Origin of the sequence: Kitasatospora cinereorecta (assembly GCF_024172095.1) — a bacterium.
In the GTDB taxonomy this organism is placed as follows: domain Bacteria; phylum Actinomycetota; class Actinomycetes; order Streptomycetales; family Streptomycetaceae; genus Kitasatospora; species Kitasatospora cinereorecta.
This window is the reverse complement of sequence record NZ_JAMZDX010000007.1, coordinates 38608-60382: the sequence shown is the minus strand read 5'-3', so window position 1 is coordinate 60382 and position 21775 is coordinate 38608. Positions and strand designations below refer to the sequence as shown.

Genomic DNA, 21775 nt, shown 5'->3' with positions numbered 1-21775 from the left:
CCGGGCGGCGGGGGCAGGCATCCGGGGGGCGGGGCGGCCCCGGACAGCTGTTCTTTGCCCGTGATCACCGTCAGCAGGCAAGATAGCGACGTGACCCTCCTGGACCTGATGCCCAAGCCCGCCACGCCCGACTCGCTGTTCGAGACCTTCGCCGAGTGGGCGTCGGAGCGCGGCATCGCCCTCTACCCCGCCCAGGAGGAGGCGCTGATCGAGCTGGTCTCCGGGAACAACGTGATCCTGGCGACCCCGACCGGCTCCGGGAAGTCGCTGGTCGCGGCGGGTGCGCACTTCTCCGCGCTGGCCGAGGGCAAGCGGACCTTCTACACCGCGCCGATCAAGGCGCTGGTGTCGGAGAAGTTCTTCGACCTGTGCAAGATCTTCGGCACCGAACAGGTCGGCATGATGACCGGCGACGCCTCGGTGAACCCGACCGCGCCGATCATCTGCTGCACCGCCGAGGTGCTGGCGCAGATCGCGCTGCACGACGGCCCGCGGGCCGACATCGGCCAGGTCGTGATGGACGAGTTCCACTTCTACGCCGAGCCGGACCGCGGCTGGGCCTGGCAGATCCCGCTGCTGGAGCTGCCGCAGGCGCAGTTCCTGCTGATGTCGGCCACCCTCGGCGACGTCCGCCGCTTCGAGGAGGACCTGACCCGGCGCACCGGCCGCCCGACCACCGTGGTCCGCTCGGCGACCCGCCCGGTCCCGCTGTTCTACGAGTACCGGCGCACCACCCTGCACGACACCCTGGAGGAGCTGCTGCAGACCGGTCAGGCGCCGGTCTACGTCGTGCACTTCACCCAGAAGGAGGCGGTGGAGCGGGCCCAGTCGCTGATGAGCATCAACATGTGCTCGAAGGCGGAGAAGGACGCCATCGCCGAGCTGATCGGCAACTTCCGGTTCACCACCAAATTCGGCCGCAACCTGTCCCGGTACGTCCGGCACGGCATCGGCGTGCACCACGCCGGCATGCTGCCCAAGTACCGGCGGCTGGTCGAGCGCCTCGCCCAGGCCGGCCTGCTGAAGGTGATCTGCGGCACCGACACCCTCGGCGTCGGCGTGAACGTGCCGATCCGCACGGTGCTGTTCACCGCGCTGTCCAAGTACGACGGCCAGCGGGTGCGGGTGCTGCGGGCCCGCGAGTTCCACCAGATCGCCGGCCGCGCCGGACGGGCCGGGTTCGACACCGTCGGCCAGGTCGTCGCGCAGGCGCCCGAGCACGTGGTGGAGAACGACAAGATGCTCGCCAAGGCCGGCGACGACCCGAAGAAGAAGCGCAAGGTGGTCCGCAAGAAGGCACCGGAGGGCTTCGTCGGCTGGTCCGAGGAAACCTTCGAGCGCCTGATCGCGGCCGACCCGGAGCCGCTGGTCTCCCGCTTCAAGGTCAGCCACGCCATGCTGCTGTCGGTGATCGGCCGCCCCGGCGACCCGTTCGAGGCGATGCGCAAGCTGCTCACCGACAACCACGAGGAACGCCCGGCGCAGCGCCGGCACATCCGCTCGGCGATCGCCATCTTCCGCTCGCTGCTCCAGGGCGGCGTGGTGGAGAAGCTGGCCGAGCCGGACTCCGAGGGCCGCACCGTGCGCCTCACCCTCGACCTCCAGGAGAACTTCGCCCTCAACCAGCCGCTGTCGACCTTCGCGCTGGCCGCCTTCGACGTGCTCGACCCCGAGTCGCCGTCGTACGCGCTCGACGTGGTCTCGGTGGTCGAGGCGACCCTGGACGACCCGCGGCAGATCCTCGCCTCGCAGGAGAACAAGGCCCGAGGCGAGGCCGTCGCCGAGATGAAGCGCGACGGCATCGAGTACGAGGAGCGGATGGAGCGGCTCCAGGAGATCACCTACCCGAAGCCGCTGGAGGAGCTGCTCGGCCACGCGTACGAGGTCTACCGGCGGGCGCACCCGTGGATCGGCGACCACCCGCTGCAGCCGAAGTCGGTGGTCCGCGACCTGTACGAGCGGGCGATGACCTTCACCGACTACGTCGGCTTCTACGACCTGGCCCGCACCGAGGGCATCGTGCTGCGCTACCTGGCGGGCGCGTACAAGGCGCTGGAGCAGACCGTCCCGGACGACCTGAAGAGCGACGACCTGAAGGACGTCATCGCCTGGCTCGGCGAGCTGGTCCGCCAGGTCGACTCCTCGCTGCTGGACGAGTGGGAGGCGCTGGCCAACCCGACCGAGCCGGAGGCGGGCGAGGTCCGCCTGGACGACAAGCCGGCGCCGGTGACCGCCAACGCCCGGGCGTTCCGGGTGCTGGTGCGCAACGAGCTGTTCCGCCGGGTCGAGCTGGCCGCCCTCGAGCACTACGACGAACTCGGCGAGCTGGACGGCGAGTACGGCTGGGACGGCGACCGCTGGGCCGACGCGATGGACGGCTACTGGGAGGAGTACGACGACCTCTCCACCGGGCCGAACGCGCGCGGGCCGAAGATGCTGCTCATCGAGGAGGTCGAGGACGAGGGCCTGTGGCGGGTCCGGCAGATCTTCGACGACCCGGCGGGCGACCACGACTGGGGCATCAGCGCCGAGGTCGACCTCTACGGGTCGGACGAGGAGGGCCGCGCGGTCCTGAAGGTCACCGGGGTCAACCGCCTCTGAGCCCGTCCGGGGCCGGCCGACACGGCCGGCCCCTCGGCCTGACGAGGGGCCGGGTGCTCACATCCGGACGAACGGCCGGGTGCTCACGGCCGGGTGCTCACATCCAGACGAACGGCACCCGGGCGGTGTACGCGGCGGCCCGGGTCGACTCCACCAGCGCCTGGTCGGGCGTGGCACCGGTGCGCTGGTCGGCGTAGCGGGAGACGGTGACGGTCAGGTAGTGCCCGGCCAGGGCGAGCTTCGCCGCCTGCATCGGCTTGGCGGTGCTGCTCGGGGTGGCGGCCGGGACGGGCGAACCGTCCGGAAGGGTGAACAGGAAGCTCGGCACCTTGTCGCCGAGCGCCTGCTCCGCCTTGCCCGCGGCGCCCGCGTCGGCGAACCGCAGCACGGTCACGCTGGTGACCACCGGCTGGTCGGTCCGGGTGAACGCGACGGCGACGTAGCCCTGGCAGCCCAGGTCCTTGAGCGCGTCGTGGGCCCGGTCGGCCTGCGTCTCGACGCAGTCGCCGCCCTGGTGGGCGGCGGTGCGGCGGGCCTTGTAGCCGTCCTGGTCGACGGCGCGCTGGGCCGGGAAGTAGCGCTCGGCGGTGAACGCCTGAGCCTCCGTCAGCGCCTGGAGATCGGGCGCGCCGGAGGCGGGCGCGGCGGCGGACGGCGTGGTGCTGGTGGGCCCGAGGCCGGGCAGCAGGTCCCCCGGGTTCGGCCGGGAGACCGCCCAGGCACCGCCCGCGGCCACGCCTGCGACGGCGCACCAGACGGCTATCCGGTGCCGCCCAGGGCGACGAGTGGTCATGGCGCAGATTGTAAGCATCTGATCCGACGGATCCCTCCGCTGGGGGCGCACGTGACCTGCGCCACTACCCAGAGCGGCGACACTGTGACAACTCGCACACCTTCGCGCGGATCTTCTGGTCGGTTCCCTCTGGCGAAAGTCGAGGCCAGCCGGGCAGGATCAGGCGCATGGATCTGCTCGACACCCTCACCGCCAAGGGCCTGCGCCGGGAACTCCCCACCCGCGAGGAGGCCCTGGCCGTCCTCGCCACCACCGACGACGAGCTGCTCGACGTGGTCGCGGCCGCCGGGCGGGTCCGCCGTCAGTGGTTCGGCCGGCGGGTCAAGCTCAACTACCTGGTCAACCTGAAGAGCGGCCTCTGCCCGGAGGACTGCAACTACTGCTCGCAGCGCCTCGGCTCGAAGGCGGAGATCCTCAAGTACACCTGGCTGAAGCCCGAGCAGGCCGCCGAGGCCGCCGCCGCCGGTGTGGCGGGCGGCGCCAAGCGGGTCTGCCTGGTCGCCAGCGGCCGCGGCCCGACGGACCGTGACATCGACCGGGTCGCCGACACCATCGCCGCCATCAAGGACGCGGACGAGAAGGTCGAGGTGTGCGCCTGCCTCGGCCTGCTCTCCGACAACCAGGCCGAGCGGCTGAAGGCGGCCGGCGCCGACGCCTACAACCACAACCTCAACACCTCCGAGGCCACGTACGGCGACATCACCACCACCCACACCTACGCGGACCGGGTGGACACCGTCACCAAGGCGCACGGCGCGGGCCTTTCCGCCTGCTCCGGCCTGATCGCCGGCATGGGCGAGAGCGACGAGGACCTGGTCGACGTGGTCTTCGCGCTGCGCGACCTCGGCTCCGACTCGGTGCCGGTCAACTTCCTCATCCCGTTCGAGGGCACCCCGCTCGCCAAGGAGTGGAACCTCACCCCGCAGCGCTGCCTGCGCATCCTCGCCATGGTCCGCTTCGTCTGCCCCGACGTCGAGGTCCGGATCGCCGGCGGCCGCGAGGTCCACCTGCGCAGCATGCAGCCGCTCGGCCTGCACATCGCCAACTCCATCTTCCTCGGCGACTACCTGACCAGCGAGGGCCAGGCCGGCCAGGCCGACCTCGACATGATCAAGGACGCCGGGTTCGAGATCGAGGGCGCCGACGAGCGCACCCTGCCCGCCGACCGCGCGGCGGCCGCCGGCGGCTGCGGCTCGGTCTGCGGCGACAGCGCCGAGGGCGACGGGCACGCCTGCGGCGGTGGCGGCTGCGGTTCCGTCTGCGGCGGGCACGCGGACGCGGACACCGCTGCGGTCGCCGAGGCCGCCGAGGTGGTCGACGCCGCCGAGGAGGCGCTCACCGACGACGCCCGCACCGACCTGGTCCGGGTGCGCCGCCGCGGCGCCGGCACCGAGCTGGCCCCCAACGCCTGATGGACACCCGCACCCTGCTCGACCTGGACCGCGCCCACGTCTGGCACCCGTACGCGCCGATGCCCGGCGCCGTGGAGCCGTTCGTGGTCGAGTCCGCCTCCGGTGTCCGGCTCCGGCTCGCCGAGCCGGTCGCCGGGCACCGCGAACTCGTGGACGGCATGTCCTCCTGGTGGGCCGCCATCCACGGGTACGGCCACCCCGAGCTGGACGAGGCGGTCCGCGCCCAGCTCGGCCGGATGAGCCACGTGATGTTCGGCGGGCTCACCCACGAGCCCGCCGTCCGCCTCGCCGCCCGGCTGGTCGAGATCACCCCCGAACCGCTGCAGCACGTCTTCCTCGCCGACTCCGGCTCGGTCTCCGTCGAGGTCGCCGTCAAGATGTGCCTCCAGTACTGGCAGTCGCTCGGCCGCCCGGCCAAGCGCCGCCTGCTCACCTGGCGCGGCGGCTACCACGGCGACACCTTCCACCCGATGTCCGTCTGCGACCCCGACGGCGGCATGCACGCCCTGTGGACCGGCGTCCTGCCCCAGCAGCTCTTCGCCGACGAGCCCCCCGCCGGCTTCGACGCCCCGCTCGACCCGGCGTACGCCGACCACCTCGCCGACCTGATCGAACGTCACGCCGACGAGCTGGCCGCCGTCATCGTCGAACCCGTCGTCCAGGGCGCCGGCGGCATGCGCTTCCACTCCCCCGCGTACCTGCGGCTGCTGCGCGAACTGTGCGACCGGCACGACGTCCTGCTCGTCTTCGACGAGATCGCCACCGGCTTCGGCCGCACCGGCGAACTCTTCGCCGCCGACCACGCCGGCCTCTCCCCCGACGTCCTCTGCCTCGGCAAGGCCCTCACCGGCGGCTACCTCACCATGGCCGCCACCCTCTGCACCCCGCGCGTCGCCGACGGCATCAGCCGCGGCCGGCTCCCCGTCCTCGCCCACGGCCCCACCTTCATGGGCAACCCGCTCGCCGCCGCCGTCGCCAACGCCTCCCTCGACCTCCTGCTCCGCCAGGACTGGCAGGTCGACATCAAGCGCATCGAAACCGGCCTGCGGGACGGCCTCGCGGCCGCCGCCGACCTCCCCGGCGTCCGGGACGTCCGGGTGCTCGGCGCGATCGGCGTGGTGCAGCTCGACCACCCCGTCGACATGCGGGCCGCCACGGCGGCGGCCGCGGAGGCCGGGGTGTGGTTGCGGCCGTTCCGCGACCTGATCTACACCATGCCGCCGTACATCACCGAGGACGCGGACGTCGCCCGCATCTGCGAGGGCGTCCTGGCCGCAGCCCAGACCTCGTAAACCAAGGTGAACCCCAGGGGCGCGGGGAACTGCGCGCAGCGGCAGGGCAGCCGGTGCACCCGGCAACGTTCCGGAGTGTCCGCCCGTGACCGCGAAATTCACGTGAACCCCACGGGCGCGGAGAACTGCGCGTAGCGGCAGGGCAGCCGGTGCACCCGGCAACGTTCCGGAGTATCCGCCCGCGTCCCTCCGCTTCGCGCAGTTCCCCGCGCCCCTGCTGTTGTCAACCGCACTTGTGAAGGAACCCAAGATGACCGTCCTGTTCGTCACCGGCACCGGCACCGAGGTCGGCAAGACCGTGGTGACCGCCGCCGTGGCCGCCCTGGCGGGGCCCCGGGTGGCGGTGCTGAAGCCGGGCCAGACCGGTGTCGCGCCGGGCGAGCCCGGCGACGCGGCGGAGGTCGTCCGCCTGGCGGGGCCGCAGGTGGCGACGGCGGAGCTGGCGCGCTACCCGGAGCCGCTGGCGCCGGACACGGCCGCCCGCCGTGCGGGGATGCCGACGGTCGGCCCGAAGCAGGTCGCGGAGGCGGTCGCCGAGCTGGCGGAGCGTCACGACACGGTGCTCGCCGAGGGGGCGGGCGGCCTGCTGGTCCGCTACGACGAGCAGGGGCACACCCTCGCCGACGCGGCGCTGGCGACGGCCGCCCTGGGGGTGGCGGCCGAGGTCCTGGTGGTGGTCGCGGCCGGTCTCGGCACACTGAACACCACCGCACTCACCATGGAGGCGCTGCGGGCCCGCGGCCTGTCCGCGCGCGGCATCGTGATCGGTTCCTGGCCGGCCGACCCCGATCTGGCCGCCCGCTGCAACCTCGCCGATCTCCCGGACGTCGCCGGGGTGCCGCTGCTCGGTGCCCTCCCGCACGGGGCCGCCGCCGAGGGCGGCGAACCCTTCCGCACGATCGCGCGGGCGTCGCTCGCCCCCGCACTCGGCGGCACGTGGGACGCTGACGCCTTCGCCGCCCGTTTCGCCCCGCTTCCCTGAGCCCGCCTACCTGAGCCCGCTCCCCTGAGCCACCGCCACCGCACCCGTCCGGGTGACTCACCGCCCGGACCGGGCGTGTGCGCCCCCGGCCGGGGCTCGTCATGGCCCAGTCTGTCCCTCGGCCGCCCGGTCGGTCGGGCGGGTGAGAGAGATGGGGCGTTGATGGGCGAGCGGCACCTCGGTACGGTCTCGGCTCCGACCCGGCGGCAGTTGCTGCGCGGTGCGGGCGGTGCGGCGGTCGCGGCGCTGCTGGCGGCGTGCTCCAGCAGCAAGAGCACGTCGACCACGACGTCTCCGGCCGCCACCACCAGCCCGTCCCCGGCGGCCACCGGCTCCGCGTCGCCTGCGGCCTCCGCATCACCGTCCGGTTCGGGCTCCGCCTCGGCCTCCGGCTCCCCCTCAGGATCGGCGTCCGGCTCCGCGAGCGGTGGCCCGGCGATGGTGGTCATCATCAAGGACTTCGCCTTCCATCCGTCGACGTTCACCGTCGCGCCGGGCGCCAAGGTCACCGTGACCAACCAGGACTCGACCGCGCACACCCTCACCTCCACCACCAGCGGCGCCTTCGACACCGGCACGCTCGCGCCCGGCCAGTCGACGAGCATCACGGCCCCGGCGAAGTCCGGCCCGTACCCGTTCAAATGCACCATCCACCCGAACATGACCGGCACGCTGACCGTGTCCTGACCATCTCCCGACCGGTCGTACGGGCAACCCGTTGACACCGTCGCGAGCGGCTCTCTAGCGTGGGCATCCACCTCATTACCGCCCAGTAGCCCAGCAGCCCAGTAGGGAACCGGCATGCCCGCGCAGCCCCGCCCGTACGACCTCGTCCTGTTCGGTGCCACCGGGTTCACCGGCGGGCTGACCGCCGAGTACCTGGCCCGCAACGTGCCGGCCGGCTGCCGCTGGGCGGTGGCGGGCCGCAACCCGGCGAAGCTGGAGCAGCTGCGCGCCCGCCTGGCGGCCATCGACCCGGCGTGCGCGGAGCTGCCGCTGCTGCGGGCGGACGCCGCCGACCCGGTGTCGCTGCGCGAGGTGGCGGCGTCGACCCGGGTGGTGATCACCACGGTCGGCCCGTACCTCCACCACGGCGAGCCGCTGGTCGCGGCCTGCGCGGACGCCGGGACGGACTACGTGGACCTCACCGGCGAACCGGAGTTCATCGACCTGATGTACGTCCGCCACCACGCCCGGGCGGTGGAGACCGGCGCCCGGCTGGTGCACGCGTGCGGCTTCGACTCGGTCCCGGCGGACCTGGGTGCGCTGTTCACGGTCGGTCAGCTGCCGCCCGGTTCGCCGATGTCGGTGCAGGGGTTCGTCCGGGCGGGCGGGTCGATCTCCGGCGGCACCTTCGCGTCCGTCCTCCTGGCCTTCTCCCGCCCCCGGGCGATGCTGCGAGCCGCCCGGGAACGGCAGGCGGTCGAGCCCCGGCCGGCCGACCGGCGGGCGGCCGTGGTCTTCGGCCCGCCGCGCCGCTCCCGGGACGCCCGCGCGTGGGTGCTGCCGATGCCGGCCGTCGACCCGCAGATCGTCGCCCGCTCGGCGGCGGCCCTCCCCGCGTACGGACCGGACTTCCGCTACGGGCACTACGCCGCCGTCAAGTGGCTGCCGGTGGCGGTCGCGGTCACCGCCGGGCTGGCGGTGGTCGCCCTCGCCGCCCAGCTGCCGCCGCTGCGGCGGGCGATGTCCGCGCTGCACCGTCCGGGCCAGGGGCCGAGCGAGGAGCTGCGGGCGCGGTCCTGGTTCACCGTCAGGTTCGTCGGTGAGAGCGACGGGCAGCGCGTGGTCACCGAGGTCTCCGGCGGCGACCCGGGCTACGGCGAAACCGCCAAGATCCTCTCCGAGAGCGCGCTCTGCCTCGCCTTCGACGAACTGCCGCCCACCGCCGGCCAGCTCACCACCGCCGCCGCCATGGGACCGGCCCTGATCGACCGTCTGAGCAAGGCGGGCATCTCGTTCACCGTCCTCGACACCCCGCCCACCGATGCCCCCGGCCCGCGCCGCCGCTCCTGACCCGGCTACCCGGCGGCTCCAACCCGCGCCGCGAACTCGACGATCCGTGCCAACGAGGGCTCCCACCTCCGGGTGGTGTCCACCGTCAGGCACGGCGCGTCGAGCGCGATCGGGACCCACGACTCGATCGGCCGCTCGCCCCCGTCGATGCGGCGCAACAGCTCGGCGTCGGCGTGGACGGCCCGCGCCGGATCCTCCACGGCCCGCCGGGCGATGCGCTGCCGGGCCACCTCGGGGTCGACGAGACAGCGCACCACCCGCAGGTCGCACAGGTCCAGCAGCGGCGCCAGGCCGGGACGCCACAGCCGGTCCTGGAAGGCGGCCTCGGCAACCACGCCCGTCTGCGACTCCAGCAGCTCACGGAGCATCCGGAAGAACTCCCGGTACGCCTCGCGGTCCAGGTCGTCCGTCAGGCCCGAGGCCTCAGCGGCCATCCGTTCCTTGAGCTCGTCCCGGCAGACCAGCGGCCGGCCGAGCGCCTCGGCGAGCGCGTGCGCCAGCGTCGTCTTGCCCGCCCCCGGCGGCCCGCTGACGACGAGCAGGCCGGGGCGCCCGGTCGCACCGCCGACGTCGGTCCCGGTCATGCGTCGAGCGGCCTGACCCAGCGGCGCCACTGCTCCTCGCGGCCGTAACCGGCGGCGAGCCAGGCGCTCTGCCCGAGTTCGTTGTGGTCGAGGACCATCGCGTCGGCCCGGCGCCCGCCGAGGCGGACGAAGCGCTCGTGGGCGGCGTCGAGCAGGCTGCGGGCGATGCCCCGGCGGCGCTGCTCCGGGTCGACGGCGAGCCGGTAGAGGTGGCAGCGCCAGCCGTCGTAGCCGGCGATCACGGTGCCCGCGATCCGGCCGCCGCGCTCGGCGACGATCAGCGCCTCCGGGTCGCGGGTGATCAGCCGGGCGAGGCCGTCGGGGTCGTCGGTGATGCTGGCGCCCTCGGCGGCCCCGGCCCAGAACGCCAGCAGCGCGGGGATCTCGTCGACGGTCGCGGTACGGATCACAAGATCGTTCATCGGGCCTGTCTAGCAGCGGGGGCGCAGCCGGCGCCGGGAATTCCGGCCCGCGGACACCTGCTCAGAGCAGTTCCCAGACGGTGGTTGTCTTCAGCGCGGTGTCCTCCAGGTCGGCGACCACCGGCACCTCGTGCGCGGCCAGCGCGGTGAAGCGTTCGCGCGGCAGGTACTTGCGGCCGGGGTCGCCGACGATCACCCGGGCGCCGCGGGCCCTGGCCCGCTCCAGGAAGGGCAGGAAGCGTGCGGCCATCGCCCGTTCGTAGAACACGTCGCCGGCGAGCACCACCTGCGCCGGGGCGCCGTCGCCGTCCAGCAGGTCCTCGACCGCCGCGTCCACCCGGACGCCGTTCGCCACCGCGTTCACCTCGATCGCCGCCACCGCGTACGCGTCGATCTCGGCGGCCCGTACGGACGCGGCGCCGCGCAGCGCGGCCGCGATGCCGACCAGGCCCGACCCGGCGGCCAGGTCGAGGACGGACTTCCCGGCCACCGTCTCCGGGTGGTCCAGTACGTACCGGGCCACCGCCACCCCGCCCGCCCAGGCGAACGCCCAGAACGGCGGCGGCAGCCCGATCTCGCCGCGTGCCGACTCGGTGGTCTCCCACAGCGCGATGGCGTCCTCGGCCATGTGCAGCCGGACCTCCGGCACGGACGGTACGGGCGCCGGGCTGGTGTGCTCCCGTACGAAGGCGGTGTCCGCGCCGGTGGGCGCGGCCGGCTGACGGACGGTCGTCGAGTTCGGCATGCCCGCAGCATAGAGCGGACGGACCGGTGCCGGTGTCCGCCCAGGCCTCGCGTCGCAGGACCCGGTCGGCCGCCGCCGCGCGAGGCGTCGGCGCTTCGACGCCCGCGCGTCACCGCGTGATCACGGATCACGTACCGGTTCGATACCGAAGCCGTGATGAGCTGCGGAGATGCTCGCGGCCGCGGGGGCGCCCGAGTACGATCCGGCTGACGCCCCCGGGTCGCGACGCGGCACCGTGCCGTGCCCCGGAACGGGCCACCACTCCCGGGCCGGCCGGCGGCGACGCCGTCCCGGCGGGCCCGTGCACACGGCACCGCGCGCCACGGACGTCGCGCGACGGCGGAAGGCAGCGACTTGGCGGATCGGCTCACCGGAGGGGACTCCTCGCTCCTGCGCAGGATCAACGCGGCGGTGACCCTGCGGGCGCTGCGTGACGGCCAGTCGGTCACGCTCACCCAGCTCGTCGGGGACACCGGCCTGTCCCGGCCGACCGTCGAAGGCGTGATCGAGGGGCTGGTGGAGTCCGGACTGGTCGCCGAGGTCGAACCGGCCCAGCAGGAGGCCGGCCGCCAACGCGGACGCCCGGCGCGCTGGTTCCGCTTCCGCGCGGAGGCCGGACACGTGCTCGGCATCGAGGTCGGGGTGCACGACATCCGGGTCATCCTGGCCGACCTGGCCGGCGACGTGCTCGCCACCCACGCCAAGGAGGCCGACGAGACCCTCGACGCCGAGGAACGCCTCGGTGTCGTCCGCTCCACCGTCGCCGAGGTCCTGCGCAAGGCGGGCGTCTCCCGGGACAGCCTGTGGTCGGTCGCCGTCGGCACCCCCGGCATCGTCGACCGGGACGGGACCGTCCGCCTCGGCACCGCCATGCCCGGCTGGACCGGCCTCGACCTCGGCGCCCGGCTCCGCCGCTCCTTCCGCTGCCCCGTCGTCATCGAGAACGACGCCAACCTCGCCGCCATCGCCGAGCACTGGAAGGGCGCCGCGGTCGGCAAGGGCGACGTGGTGTTCGTGATGGCCGGACTCAGCCCCGGCGCCGGCTCCCTCATCGGCGGCCGGCTGCACCGCGGTTTCGGCGGCGCCGCCGGCGAGATCGGCGCCCTGCACCTGCTCGGCCAGGAGGCCACCCCCGAGCGGCTGCTCTCGACCACCGGCAAGCCCCTCGACCCGCTGGACGAGGCCGCCGTCGCCCGCGTCCTGCGGCTCGCCCGCGAGGGCGACGAGGTCGCCCGGGTCGCCACCGACCGCTTCCTGCGCCGCCTCGTCCACGACGTCACCGCGCTGGTCCTCGCCCTCGACCCCGAACTCGTCGTGGTCGGCGGCTGGGCCGCCGGCCTCGACGGCGTCCTCGAACCGCTGCGCGAACAGCTCTCCCTCTACACCCTCCGCGCCCCCGAGGTCGCCCTCGCCGCCCTCGGCAGCGAGGTCGTCGCCATGGGCGCCCTCCGCGTTGGTCTGGACCACGTCGAGGAGCAGCTCTTCACCGTCGACCCGCCCCCCGCCCGGTGACCGCCCCCGCCGGTCCGGTGGTGGTACGCCGGTTCGGTGGTGGTACGCCGAAGGGCCCGCACGATCCTCTCGTGCGGGCCCTTGTTCGCGTCGTCGGTCAGGAGGCGGAGCGCACCGGGCTCCCGGCCTGGACCGGGGTGACCTCCACCAGACCGGCCTCCCCGAAGGTGAGCTTGCAGGTGTCGGCGCGGTAGGTGGAGACGGCCACCGCGGCGAGCTTCCCGGCGGCGGCGTACTGGGTGGTCACGACCAGCACCGGGGTGCCCGGCGGGCGCTCCAGCAGGGCGGCCTGCTCGGCCTCGGCGACGCCCAGCTCGACCGAGCGGGACTCGCCGTCGATGCCGAGCCGCTCGATCTGGCGGAGCACACCGCGGGCGCGGTCGCTCTCGGCGGCGAAGCCGGCCACGTGCGGCAGCGCCGCGGCCGGGACGTGCAGCGACTCGGTGGCCATCGCGATGCCCTGCACCAGGCGCAGCCGCCGTACGGTGTGCACCGCCTCGCCCTCGGCCACGCCGAGGACGCGGGCCAGCTGGGCGGTGGCGGGGGCGGTGACGCAGTCGACGATGCGCCACGCCTGGCTGCGTCCGGAGCCCGGCCAGCCCTCCTCGCGCCCGTTGACCGGGACGCCGACGCGCGGCGCGGCGATCAGCGTGCCGATGCCGCGGCGACGCACCAGGCGGCCCTCCAGCTCCAGCTGGTCGAGGGCCTGGCGGAGGGTGGCCCGGGCCACGCCGAAGCGGGCGGCGAGCTCACGCTCGTTCGGCAGGATCTGACCGGTGGAGAACTCGGCGTCGATGGTGCGCACCAGCACCGTACGCAGATGCCAGTACTTCGGCTCCGGCACCGCTGAGAGCTGTCCTTGCCCCACCGTGTCCTCCACCCTGAAGGCGGCACCCGGCTCCCCCGTTTCGGCAGGTGGGGAGGGCGGGCTTTATCCGTCCTTCTTTATTAAAGGTCTTTGCAGTAAGGCGACCCTAGGGGGTGCGTCGGGAGATGGTCAAGACCAATGACGCCACCGCGCGGCCCGGGGTCGCTCCCGCCGCCGGGTACCCTCTCCCGGTGACCGTCATCTCGAGCGCCAACGTCAACGGCATCCGCGCCGCCGCCAAGAAGGGCTTCCTGGAGTGGATGGCCGACACCAAGGCCGAGGTGGTGTGCCTCCAGGAGGTGCGCGCCGAGGTCGACCAGTTCCCCGAGGTGCTGCGCGAGCTGGACGGCTGGCACGCCGTCTGGGCGCCGGCCGCGGCGAAGGGGCGCGCGGGCGTCGCCGTGCTCTCCCGGCGCGAGCCGGAGCGGACCGCGATCGGGTTCGGCTCGGCGGAATTCGACAATTCGGGCAGGTATGCCGAAATCGACCTCCCCGGACTGACGGTGGCCAGCCTCTACCTCCCCTCCGGCGAGGTCGGCACCGAGCGCCAGGACGAGAAGGAACGCTTCATGGCGGAATTCATCGTCCACCTCACCGAGCTGCGCGCCCGCTCCGCCGCGGAGGGCCGCGAGGTCGTCGTCTGCGGCGACTGGAACATCGCCCACCGCGAGGCCGACCTCAAGAACTGGAGGGCCAACCAGAAGAAGGCCGGCTTCCTCCCCGAGGAGCGCGCCTGGTTCACCCGCGTCCTCGACGAGGCCGGCTACGTCGACGTCGTCCGCCGACTCAACCCCGACCAGGAGGGCCCCTACTCCTGGTGGTCCTACCGCGGCCGCGCCTTCGACAACGACGCCGGCTGGCGCATCGACTACCAGCTCGCCACCCCGGGCCTCGCCGCCCGCTGCACCGACGCCCACGTCGAGCGCGCCGCCACCCACGCCGAACGCTGGTCCGACCACGCCCCCGTCACGGCGGTCTTCGATCGCGGCCAACTCCTTTAACGCGGACGGAAGATGAAATGACCTGGCGAGGACCTCGGTCACAGTCACCTGTTCTCTGCGCAGAATCGGGGCGTTCAGCCGCCCATCACTGCACCGCCCACCACGCGGCGGAGGTAGCACCGTTTGAACTCGAGAGGCCAGCCGGCGGACCAGGAAACGACTCGATTTGTAGGAAGTCGGATCGGCCGGCCTCAGTCCAGGCTGCCAACACCGCCCCCACCGCGCAGCGCGGCGTGGGGGTGATCGCAGAGCAGTACATGGGCTCCGGCCGCGGTGGAGCCATCTCGTCGAGCTCAACAAGGACCATCGCCAGGACGGCGGGCGAAAGAGCACCAGGGACAGCCGGATCCGGCCCGGTTGGCGGCGGGTGACGCCCGCGAACGCCACCGGGCCCGACCTGGTCGACACCGGCACCTGCGTCGGTGACGACGTGGCGCTTCGAGCCGGACCGGGGTATCGGCAGGATGTCGTGCGCGAGGGCTGTGGTGCGTAGTCGTGGACGCTTCCGATCGTGACGACCGGGCCCGGACACGGTCGAGTTGCAATCCCGCCGGAGCTTGTCGCCCGGCTTCTCGAGCCCGGCCACACCGACCGGTCAGGCCAGAATCCCGCTGACCGTCACCGACTCGACCGGGCACACCTCCCAGCGGTGGGGCGTCGCCGCGATGCTCGTCCGGTCCGTCGCGTCCGCGTACAACTGCGTCGGGATCACCGGCGACTCCAACGGGACGCCCGCCAGCGTCGGCCCGGGACTCGACGGCAGCGGCTCGACGCTGTCGTCCAACACCCTGGCGGCCGCCGGCATCGCTTCCGGCTCGACGTTCAACTCCTCCGGATTCGCCTTCACCTGGCCCAACGTCGCCGACGACAACCCGGACAACGCCGCGACCGGCGGACAGGCCGCCACCGTCAACAAGTCCGGATCCTCGCTCGGCCTGCTCGCCCTGGCCGGCGGCGGCCCGGTGACCAACGCCGCCGGGACGACGGGCCCAGTCGGCGGGTCGCCTACTGGCGGGCCATGTGCATGCGCATCTCGCTGCCTGCGTCGACGATCAGGTCGCCGGACAGGTCGACGGTGACGCTGTGGAGGGTGCCGGTGAAGCGGAACGGTGCCTGGTAGTCGGGGCTGACGGCCGAGCCGGGGTTGGCGCCGCAGGCCATGCCGCCGGGGTTGAAGGCGATCGGGGTGGTGACCGGCATGTCGGTCTCGCCGACGAGGCGGCCGTCGATGTACAGCTGGGCCCGGCCGGGTGCGCCCTTGCCATGGGCGATGTCCGGGGCGCCGGTGGGCTCGAACTCGAAGCGCAGGGTGTGCCGCCCGTCGGGCACGCCCTCGCTGGAGGCCACGTGGTGCAGGGTCCGCTGGACGTAGTTGTGGGCGTAGTGGAGGTGGCCGTTCTTGAGGTAGAGGGACCAGCCGCCGGCGTTGGTGCCCTGGCAGAGCAGGACGCCCTCCGCGCCGCCGGGCGGGATCTCGACGTCGGCGGTGACGCTGTGCGGGCGGTTGAGGAGCCGGGGCGCGACCGCGGCCGGCAGGGTCTGCGTGCCGGGACGGAAGGTGTAGCTGGTGCGAGCCTCGGTGATCTGCGGGCGCTCGGTCATGATGCGCTGCAGGACGCTGCCGTCGATCGGCATCACGTTGTACCTGCCCGCCTCCACGTACCACAGCGCGATCATTTCGATCAGTTTGCTGCGCTGTTCCTGGGCGAGGTTCCTGGTCTCGGCGATGTCCTCGTCGACGTGGTAGAGCTCCCAGTGGTGGGCGTCGAGGTCGTCGAGGTCGGCCATGGTGATCGGGGTGCCGAAGGGCCGCTCGGCCTCCTCGAAGGAGGGGCCGGGCCAGGGGCAGACCGCCCGCCAGCCGTCGTGGTCGATCGCCCGGTGCCCGAGCATCTCGTAGTACTGGGTACGGTGACGGGTCGCCGCACCGGCGTCGTCGAAAGTGTGGGCGAAGCTGACCCCGTGCAGGGGCGACTGGGTGACACCCCGAATGGTCGCTGGCGGCTCGATGCCGAGCACGTCCAGGACGGTGGGGAGCATGTCGATGATGTGCGCGAACTGGTCGCGGACCTCACCGCGGGCGCGGATGCCGGCGGGCCAGTGGACGAGGAACGGGTCGCTGACGCCGCCGCGGTAGGTCTCCCGCTTCCACCGGCGGAACGGGGTGTTGCCCGCCCACGTCCAGCCCCACGGATAGTGGTTGAACGTCTCCGGGCCGCCGATCTCCTCGATCCGCGCCAGGCTCTCCTCCAACGTCTCGGGCGCGTTGTTGAAGAACTGCAGCTCGTTGGTGGTTCCGGTCACTCCGCCCTCGGCGCTCGCCCCGTTGTCGGAGACCACCATGATCAGCGTGTTGTCGAACTCGCCGGTCTCCTTCAGGAACTCCACCAACCGCCCGATGTGGTGGTCGGTGTGGGAGAGGAAGCCGGCGTAGACCTCCATCATCCGCGCGGCCAACCGCCGCGCCTCGGGCGTGAGCGACTCCCACGCGGGCACGTCCGGATCGTGCGGGGACAGCTGCGCGTCCGCCGGCACCACGCCGAGCTCCTTCTGCCGAGCAAAGGTCCGCTCGCGGTAGGCCTCCCAGCCGTCGTCGAACCGGCCCCGGTAGCGGTCCGCCCACTCCTTCGGCACATGGTGCGGGGCATGGGTGGCGCCGGGGCACAGGTTCAGGAAGAACGGCTTGTCCGGGGCGACCTGCTTGGCATCGGCGATGAACGACATCGCCCGCCCGACCAGGTCCTCCGTCAGGTGGTAGCCCTCCTCCGGCGTGGCCGGCGGCTCCACCTGGTGGTTGTCGTACACCAGGTCCGGGTACCACTGGCTGGAATCCCCGCCCAGGAACCCGTAGAACCGCTCGAAGCCCCGCCCCAGCGGCCACCGGTCGTACGGGCCCGCGGCCGACTCCTGCTCCGAGGGCATCAGGTGCCACTTGCCGACCATGTACGTGTTGTAGCCGTGCTGCAGCAACATCTCCGACAGGAACCCGTTCTCGAACGGGATCTGCCCGTTGTAGCCCGGATAGCCGGTGGCCAGCTCCGTGATCGCCGCCATGCCGTTGGCGTGGTGGTTGCGGCCCGTCATGATGCACGAGCGCGACGGCGAACACAGCGCGGTGGTGTGCATGTTGCTGTACAGCAGACCGCCCGCGGCCAGCGCGTCCAGATTCGGCGTCTCGATCGGGCTGCCGTAGCAGCCGAACTGGCCGAACCCGGTGTCGTCGAACACGATGAACAGCACGTTCGGCGCACCCGCCGCCGCCCGCACCGGTCGCGGCCAGGCCGGACTCGACTCCTCGGTCGTCCGACCCACCACCCCGGGGAACTGCTGGCCCGGCCGGTACTCACTCCACGGTGCCTGCGTCATTTCGTTCTCCGTCCCGTCATCGGCGCGAGCACCGGTGATGTTTGTGTGCGGGTCTCCACAGGGCCTCACACCGACGCAGAGTGCGATCGAAATGGCCGGGCAGGGCCCCTGTCGTCGACCGTCGGCCGGGATTCGACCCGGGCTTCTCCACGCGAATGGCCACTGCGGCAGGCTTCGCCGGCGTGAGGTGCGGCGCCCGGTCGCGGTGGCCGCTCCCGGCTACTCCCCCTCGGCCTGTCCGGGCCCTGGACTCTGCTGGCTGCCCGCCCGGTCGCCACCAGCAGCGCGAGCACGGCGAGTGCCGCGAGCAGGATGAGCACCAGGAGCAGGGCGGTCAGCACCATCGGGTGGCTCCACAGCGCGAGCACCAGGACGGGAATCAGCAGAACACCGAGGGTGATCCACCGCCGGTAGGCGGCCCATCGGGTGGCCCGGACGAAGGCGGCTCGCGCGACGTACTCATGGCACTCCCGGGGACGGTCGCGGCGAAACCGCCGCTCACCGCCCATTGGATACGCAACGCGCCTGAAGGCGCACCCGGGGTTGCGCCCTTGGGGCGAGCCGCCCGGGCCGCGGCTGGCTCGTGCTACGCCTTCCCCTCCTCGTCGCCCGCCGTTTCGAAGCCCTTCACAGCCCTTCCCCGCCGTCTCCCTACAGGAGGCCCTGGTCGCGCTCCGGACCTCACCACGACCCAAACCAGTGCGCCTTTTCAGCGATGCAGCTCCAGGGTAAGGACCCGCCTTGGCTGCCGGCGTCAGCCAGTTCGGACTGCAGCGGGCGTGGCGGAAGATCCTCCATCGCTTCACGGCGGCTACGCCGCGTTCGACGGGGTAGCGGAGCGGGTGCCGTCGACCAGGAGGAATCCGGGTCGGCGTCGCGCAGGGCCTCGGTCAGGCCGGGTGCCTCGCGGGCGGGCAGCTCGGTGACCTGGTGGACGTAGGCGTGGGCGGTGCCGACGCTGATGGCGAAGCCGGCGGCGATCTGGGCGAGGGTGTCGTGCTTCCACAGGTACACCAGCGCGACCAGGGCTCGCTGGGAGGGTCGCAGCTTGTATCGGCGGCCACCCTCGCGGGCCACGATCGGCATGGTGACCTATTCAACGAGCGCATGCTCGGCTTCCAGGTCCAAGCAATCCTGCATCGACCACCGAAAGTCAGCAGCGATGGGAGACTCCATGCCCCCTACGAACCATTGCACTCACCCGCCCCACAAAATGCCACCCCCGCATCACTGCGGAGGTGGCCTTTCCGGCCTGCGCAAACGTAACACCGACCGGGACGACAGGATCTGAATCCACACCCCCAGCGCCCGTCACCCCATGATCTTCCCGCCGAAAAGGGTGGGCATTTTTGCGATCACGAGTTGCAGAGTCAGGAATCCTGCCTCACTGATCCGCATATTCGCCTCCTCGCGATCGTCCTACCGGTAACTTCTCCCGGCACTTCCCAGAATACTCCGCACCACCGGAATTCGAGCCCCCATGCACATAAATCTCTTCAAAAACGACTACTTCCTCGTGTTTGGCCAGAAAAGTCATCCGACAGATACTTTGGCTGCACTCCACAGCGGCAGAACCCACCCTGGCTGAGGTGTCGCGGGTGAGAGCCGGTGTCAGGCCGGGACAGGGAAATGCCGTTGAGGCGTGCGCCGGTCCGTGGGGAGGCCAGGCAGGGAGCCTGCTCAGGGAAAAGGACTGCTGCAGGAACCGAGGTGCTCATGGCGGATTTCGCGCGGGAGATACCGCGGACCGGCCGCGGACCGGTCGGAAGGATTCGGTGATCGGCCGCTGGGGCGGATCCTGGACCGGGCCCACGAGATGCGCCGAAGCTCGCCGATCCGGCCTTCACAGCGACGCAGCCCGGCCGGCAGCAACCCACCGACCGCTCCCTTCCTCGCTCGGAGGCCGGCCCGGCCGGAGTACGGTGGAATTACTCACCGTCAACGGCCTGCGGGATTCCTGCAGTGCCAGGCGCCGGCACCAGGCCGTCCACACCAACGAGCCCAGGCGGGTGTTCGACATGACCGCGGCTTCCGATCCCACCGCTGCCCAGCCACCCGGGCCGGAGCCCCCGGTGCGCCTCTCACTGACACCGGAGGGCGCCACCCCGGGACGACTGGACGGAGCCTGGTGGCCCCGCTCGCACGACCTCCTGCGCGAACTCCCCCCGCTGGCGGCAGCACTGGACCCCAACTGGGGGAAGATCACCCGCGTCACCGTGAATCCGACGCATTGGCCGGTCATCCCCCGGCGGGTCCCGGTCGAAGGCCACGTCATCCACGTCGGATGGTTCGAACAGGAACAGGATGCGGACGAGGTGATGGTGTGCTCCTTCATCCCGCTGCGTATCGAGCTCCTGGTGATTCCCCCCGAGACCGAGGCCTCCGCCGCCGAGTGGCTGATGACGGCGGCGTCAGACCCGGCCAACACCCGCACCGGCACCGACCTCCTCACAGCTGCGGGTGCGCCGACCGCGGACCCGCGGGCCGGCGGATGACGACGATCTCGGCAGACGACATCCTGCCGTTCGCCGCCAGCCGCGCCCGACTGCACCCCGGATCCAGCGGGCAGGTGCGCAGACCTCGCCCGGACATGCGCCGCCGCACGGGCCCCGGGGAACCCTGCAACCACGGCGGCCTCGCAGTCGATGACCGGAGCCGTCCCGCGCTGATTCACCTTCGATGCAGGCATCGGTGATGCGGCGAACCGCGGCCCGTCCTCCTGGTGGCCTGGTAGCGGGTGGTCCGGCTACTCGCGGGACCACTCGGTCTCGGCCTGGGGTTCGCCGACCGAATGGCGGCCCTCCCAGACCCGGACCGTGATCGCACGGGGGCCGGGAGCGGGGCTGGAGAGCGTGCGGACGAACACGTCCCGCAGGTGGTTCGCCGCCTGCTGGGGCGGCCCGTCGTACTCCAGGGGGTTCGGCATGGGAGCGCCGTCCTGCTGGCACCAGCGGCCGTCGTCGTCCTCTGTCCGGAGAATCCACCGGTAGTACCCCATCCTGGCCTCCCGCAACGACGGGCCGTGTCAGAACACGACCGTAGGCGCCCGACAGGCCACCGGCGACCGGACGGCTTCCACCAGCGCCGAAAGCGCGGCCAGTGGTCGTACCGAGTCCCTTCCTGCACACCGGGCAGGTGACGGCGGCACGCGCCGAAGGAAGAATGGGAGATGCCCACAGACAGTCGGAGGCTGCTGATGTTCGAAGCGGGTGACATCCGGGAATGGCGCGGCCACGACGTGGTGGATGCCGACCGCCACAAGATCGGCACGCTGGAGTCCGTCTACGTCGACACCGCAACGGACCAGCCCTCGTTCGCCACCGTCACGGTCGGGCTGCCCACGCGCCGCCGCCTGGTCTTCGTCCCCCTCGCCCACTCGCGGGTCGGCCCAGGCCATCTGCAGGTCGCCTGGCCCAAGAGCCGGGTCAAGAAGGCGCCGGCCATCGACACCGACGGCATACTGCCGGCCGAGGACGAGGCGGCGATCTTCGCCCACTACGAACTGGACTACGCCCCGGCCGCGGGCGGTGAACGCCGCCTGGCACGCCGATAGGACCGGCGGACACCGAAGGAGATCGAAGATGGCACTGGTGCTGTTCCTGATCATCCTGGCAATCGTGCTCGGCATCGTCGGCGTGGTCACCCACGGCCTGCTCTACCTGCTTTTCATCGGCATCGCTGTACTGATCATCGCCGTGATCGTCTCCGCCGTCCGGTTCCGGCACGGCGGCCGCTCCCCCAACCGCTGAAATCCGCCGCGGCACCGACAGCCCGGTCCACGGATCAGTGGGGGGATCCGCTTCGCACATGGGTGCCCGCGACCTGGAGCCACGCCACGGGGCTGAAGTGCGCCCGACCATATGCGGAGTGTCCTCGAAGACGCGCAGGATCCGCAGTGCTCCGCTCGGATGCCGGCGGGGGGCGACGTCGGCCCCGGCGTTCCGCCGGGCGAGTCGGTCAAGGCATTGTTCGCATCGATGAACGCGGATGACTGCACGTCCCTCTGGAGGACGGATCTCGGGTGTCGTTCCCGCCTCATGCCCTAGAACGCGTCAACCAGGCCGAGACCGCTTTCCACACCCGAGGCGCCGAGCCTCGCCGTGGGCATGGGCTCACGTTTCCGGGCCACTCGTCGAGCAACGGACGAACACCGGCTGTACGGTCAGGAGGGCAGTTAATCG

General features: G+C 72.2%; 19 protein-coding genes and 1 pseudogene. 11 read left to right on the top strand and 9 right to left on the bottom strand.

Annotation, left to right across the window (positions count from 1 at the left end; translation table 11 throughout):
• Positions 1 to 108 precede the first annotated feature (108 nt).
• Positions 109 to 2601, top strand: coding sequence for a DEAD/DEAH box helicase (locus FHR36_RS33020; RefSeq protein WP_301331053.1), 2493 nt, complete (start codon positions 109 to 111; stop codon positions 2599 to 2601).
• Between the two features lie 97 nt (positions 2602 to 2698).
• On the opposite strand, the gene FHR36_RS33015 is transcribed toward FHR36_RS33020, so the two are convergent.
• Entirely contained in the window at positions 2699 to 3394 is a 696-nt protein-coding gene (locus FHR36_RS33015; RefSeq protein ID WP_253803355.1) for a hypothetical protein, read from the bottom strand.
• A gap of 167 nt (positions 3395 to 3561) precedes the next feature.
• Here FHR36_RS33015 and bioB point away from each other — a divergent pair, with 167 nt between their 5' ends.
• The 5 genes from bioB (at position 3562) to FHR36_RS32990 (ending at position 9096) form a co-directional block, all read left to right on the top strand.
• On the top strand, positions 3562 to 4806 hold the full coding sequence (bioB, locus tag FHR36_RS33010; RefSeq protein WP_253803353.1) for a biotin synthase BioB: 1245 nt from the start codon (positions 3562 to 3564) through the stop codon (positions 4804 to 4806).
• Positions 4806 to 6098, top strand: coding sequence for an adenosylmethionine--8-amino-7-oxononanoate transaminase (locus FHR36_RS33005; protein WP_253803352.1), 1293 nt, complete (start codon positions 4806 to 4808; stop codon positions 6096 to 6098). Before bioB ends, FHR36_RS33005 begins: the two co-directional genes overlap by 1 nt.
• Positions 6099 to 6348: 250 nt before the next feature.
• On the top strand, positions 6349 to 7080 hold the full coding sequence (bioD, locus tag FHR36_RS33000) for a dethiobiotin synthase (RefSeq protein ID WP_253803350.1): 732 nt from the start codon (positions 6349 to 6351) through the stop codon (positions 7078 to 7080).
• Positions 7081 to 7242: 162 nt separating this feature from the next.
• A complete protein-coding gene (locus tag FHR36_RS32995) occupies positions 7243 to 7767 on the top strand; it encodes a cupredoxin domain-containing protein (RefSeq protein WP_253803348.1) in 525 nt (174 codons plus the stop codon).
• A 114-nt stretch (positions 7768 to 7881) separates the two neighbouring features.
• Positions 7882 to 9096 carry a saccharopine dehydrogenase family protein gene (locus FHR36_RS32990; protein WP_253803346.1) on the top strand — a complete coding sequence of 405 codons (1215 nt, stop codon included), beginning with the start codon at positions 7882 to 7884 and terminating at the stop codon, positions 9094 to 9096.
• Positions 9097 to 9101: 5 nt separating this feature from the next.
• Here FHR36_RS32990 and FHR36_RS32985 read toward each other — a convergent pair whose 3' ends face one another.
• The 3 genes from FHR36_RS32985 to FHR36_RS32975 all read right to left on the bottom strand — a co-directional run bounded on the left by FHR36_RS32985 (position 9102) and on the right by FHR36_RS32975 (position 10847).
• On the bottom strand, positions 9102 to 9680 hold the full coding sequence (locus tag FHR36_RS32985) for a P-loop nucleotide/nucleoside kinase family protein (RefSeq protein ID WP_253803344.1): 579 nt from the start codon (positions 9678 to 9680) through the stop codon (positions 9102 to 9104).
• Positions 9677 to 10102, bottom strand: coding sequence for a GNAT family N-acetyltransferase (locus FHR36_RS32980; RefSeq protein WP_253803342.1), 426 nt, complete (start codon positions 10100 to 10102; stop codon positions 9677 to 9679). The genes FHR36_RS32985 and FHR36_RS32980 overlap by 4 nt, the downstream gene beginning before the upstream one ends.
• A 61-nt stretch (positions 10103 to 10163) precedes the next feature.
• Positions 10164 to 10847 (bottom strand): class I SAM-dependent methyltransferase, encoded by a 684-nt coding sequence (locus FHR36_RS32975; RefSeq protein WP_253803340.1) that lies wholly within the window; start codon positions 10845 to 10847, stop codon positions 10164 to 10166.
• A gap of 354 nt (positions 10848 to 11201) precedes the next feature.
• On the opposite strand from FHR36_RS32975, the gene FHR36_RS32970 reads away from it, so the two are divergent.
• Positions 11202 to 12359: an ROK family protein gene (locus FHR36_RS32970; RefSeq protein WP_253803338.1), complete on the top strand. Its 1158-nt coding sequence runs from the start codon at positions 11202 to 11204 to the stop codon at positions 12357 to 12359.
• Between the two features lie 97 nt (positions 12360 to 12456).
• On the opposite strand, the gene FHR36_RS32965 is transcribed toward FHR36_RS32970, so the two are convergent.
• On the bottom strand, positions 12457 to 13227 hold the full coding sequence (locus FHR36_RS32965) for a GntR family transcriptional regulator (RefSeq protein ID WP_253803336.1): 771 nt from the start codon (positions 13225 to 13227) through the stop codon (positions 12457 to 12459).
• A gap of 191 nt (positions 13228 to 13418) precedes the next feature.
• On the opposite strand from FHR36_RS32965, the gene FHR36_RS32960 reads away from it, so the two are divergent.
• Entirely contained in the window at positions 13419 to 14228 is an 810-nt protein-coding gene (locus FHR36_RS32960) for an exodeoxyribonuclease III (RefSeq protein ID WP_253803334.1), read from the top strand.
• 595 nt (positions 14229 to 14823) lie between these two features.
• Here FHR36_RS32960 and FHR36_RS32955 read toward each other — a convergent pair.
• The 3 genes and pseudogenes from FHR36_RS32955 to FHR36_RS32945 form a co-directional block, all read right to left on the bottom strand.
• Complete coding sequence (locus FHR36_RS32955) at positions 14824 to 15144, bottom strand: hypothetical protein (RefSeq protein WP_253803332.1); 321 nt, start codon at positions 15142 to 15144, stop codon at positions 14824 to 14826.
• Positions 15145 to 15233: 89 nt separating this feature from the next.
• Positions 15234 to 17594: an arylsulfatase gene (locus FHR36_RS32950; RefSeq protein WP_253803331.1), complete on the bottom strand. Its 2361-nt coding sequence runs from the start codon at positions 17592 to 17594 to the stop codon at positions 15234 to 15236.
• Between the two features lie 841 nt (positions 17595 to 18435).
• Positions 18436 to 18680 (bottom strand): annotated as a pseudogene (locus FHR36_RS32945) (helix-turn-helix domain-containing protein); the annotation flags it as partial.
• 986 nt (positions 18681 to 19666) lie between these two features.
• Between FHR36_RS32945 and FHR36_RS32940 the strand changes: the two are divergent.
• A complete protein-coding gene (locus FHR36_RS32940) occupies positions 19667 to 20089 on the top strand; it encodes a DUF5994 family protein (RefSeq protein WP_308199709.1) in 423 nt (140 codons plus the stop codon).
• Positions 20090 to 20340: 251 nt separating this feature from the next.
• Here FHR36_RS32940 and FHR36_RS32935 read toward each other — a convergent pair whose 3' ends face one another.
• Positions 20341 to 20520, bottom strand: a complete 180-nt coding sequence (locus FHR36_RS32935; RefSeq protein ID WP_253803329.1) for a hypothetical protein — start codon at positions 20518 to 20520, stop codon at positions 20341 to 20343.
• Between the two features lie 270 nt (positions 20521 to 20790).
• On the opposite strand from FHR36_RS32935, the gene FHR36_RS32930 reads away from it, so the two are divergent.
• Together FHR36_RS32930 and FHR36_RS32925 are read left to right on the top strand one after the other, a co-directional pair.
• Entirely contained in the window at positions 20791 to 21147 is a 357-nt protein-coding gene (locus FHR36_RS32930) for a PRC-barrel domain-containing protein (RefSeq protein WP_253804112.1), read from the top strand.
• 28 nt (positions 21148 to 21175) lie between these two features.
• The gene (locus tag FHR36_RS32925) at positions 21176 to 21343 is read left to right on the top strand and encodes a hypothetical protein (protein ID WP_199923035.1); all 168 of its coding nucleotides are present in this window, start codon (positions 21176 to 21178) and stop codon (positions 21341 to 21343) included.
• Positions 21344 to 21775: the final 432 nt, after the last annotated feature.

Excerpts from the sequence above, each read along its gene's own strand:
- FHR36_RS33020 (WP_301331053.1), top strand. The coding sequence starts at position 109 with ATGCCCAAGCCCGCCACGCCCGACTCGCTGTTCGAGACCTTCGCCGAG.
- FHR36_RS33015 (WP_253803355.1), bottom strand. The coding sequence starts at position 3,394 with ATGACCACTCGTCGCCCTGGGCGGCACCGGATAGCCGTCTGGTGCGCC.
- bioB (WP_253803353.1), top strand. The coding sequence starts at position 3,562 with ATGGATCTGCTCGACACCCTCACCGCCAAGGGCCTGCGCCGGGAACTC.
- FHR36_RS33005 (WP_253803352.1), top strand. The coding sequence starts at position 4,806 with ATGGACACCCGCACCCTGCTCGACCTGGACCGCGCCCACGTCTGGCAC.
- bioD (WP_253803350.1), top strand. The coding sequence starts at position 6,349 with ATGACCGTCCTGTTCGTCACCGGCACCGGCACCGAGGTCGGCAAGACC.
- FHR36_RS32995 (WP_253803348.1), top strand. The coding sequence starts at position 7,243 with ATGGGCGAGCGGCACCTCGGTACGGTCTCGGCTCCGACCCGGCGGCAG.
- FHR36_RS32990 (WP_253803346.1), top strand. The coding sequence starts at position 7,882 with ATGCCCGCGCAGCCCCGCCCGTACGACCTCGTCCTGTTCGGTGCCACC.
- FHR36_RS32985 (WP_253803344.1), bottom strand. The coding sequence starts at position 9,680 with ATGACCGGGACCGACGTCGGCGGTGCGACCGGGCGCCCCGGCCTGCTC.
- FHR36_RS32980 (WP_253803342.1), bottom strand. The coding sequence starts at position 10,102 with ATGAACGATCTTGTGATCCGTACCGCGACCGTCGACGAGATCCCCGCG.
- FHR36_RS32975 (WP_253803340.1), bottom strand. The coding sequence starts at position 10,847 with ATGCCGAACTCGACGACCGTCCGTCAGCCGGCCGCGCCCACCGGCGCG.
- FHR36_RS32950 (WP_253803331.1), bottom strand. The coding sequence starts at position 17,594 with ATGACGCAGGCACCGTGGAGTGAGTACCGGCCGGGCCAGCAGTTCCCC.
- FHR36_RS32935 (WP_253803329.1), bottom strand. The coding sequence starts at position 20,520 with ATGCCGAACCCCCTGGAGTACGACGGGCCGCCCCAGCAGGCGGCGAAC.
- FHR36_RS32930 (WP_253804112.1), top strand. The coding sequence starts at position 20,791 with ATGTTCGAAGCGGGTGACATCCGGGAATGGCGCGGCCACGACGTGGTG.
- FHR36_RS32925 (WP_199923035.1), top strand. The coding sequence starts at position 21,176 with ATGGCACTGGTGCTGTTCCTGATCATCCTGGCAATCGTGCTCGGCATC.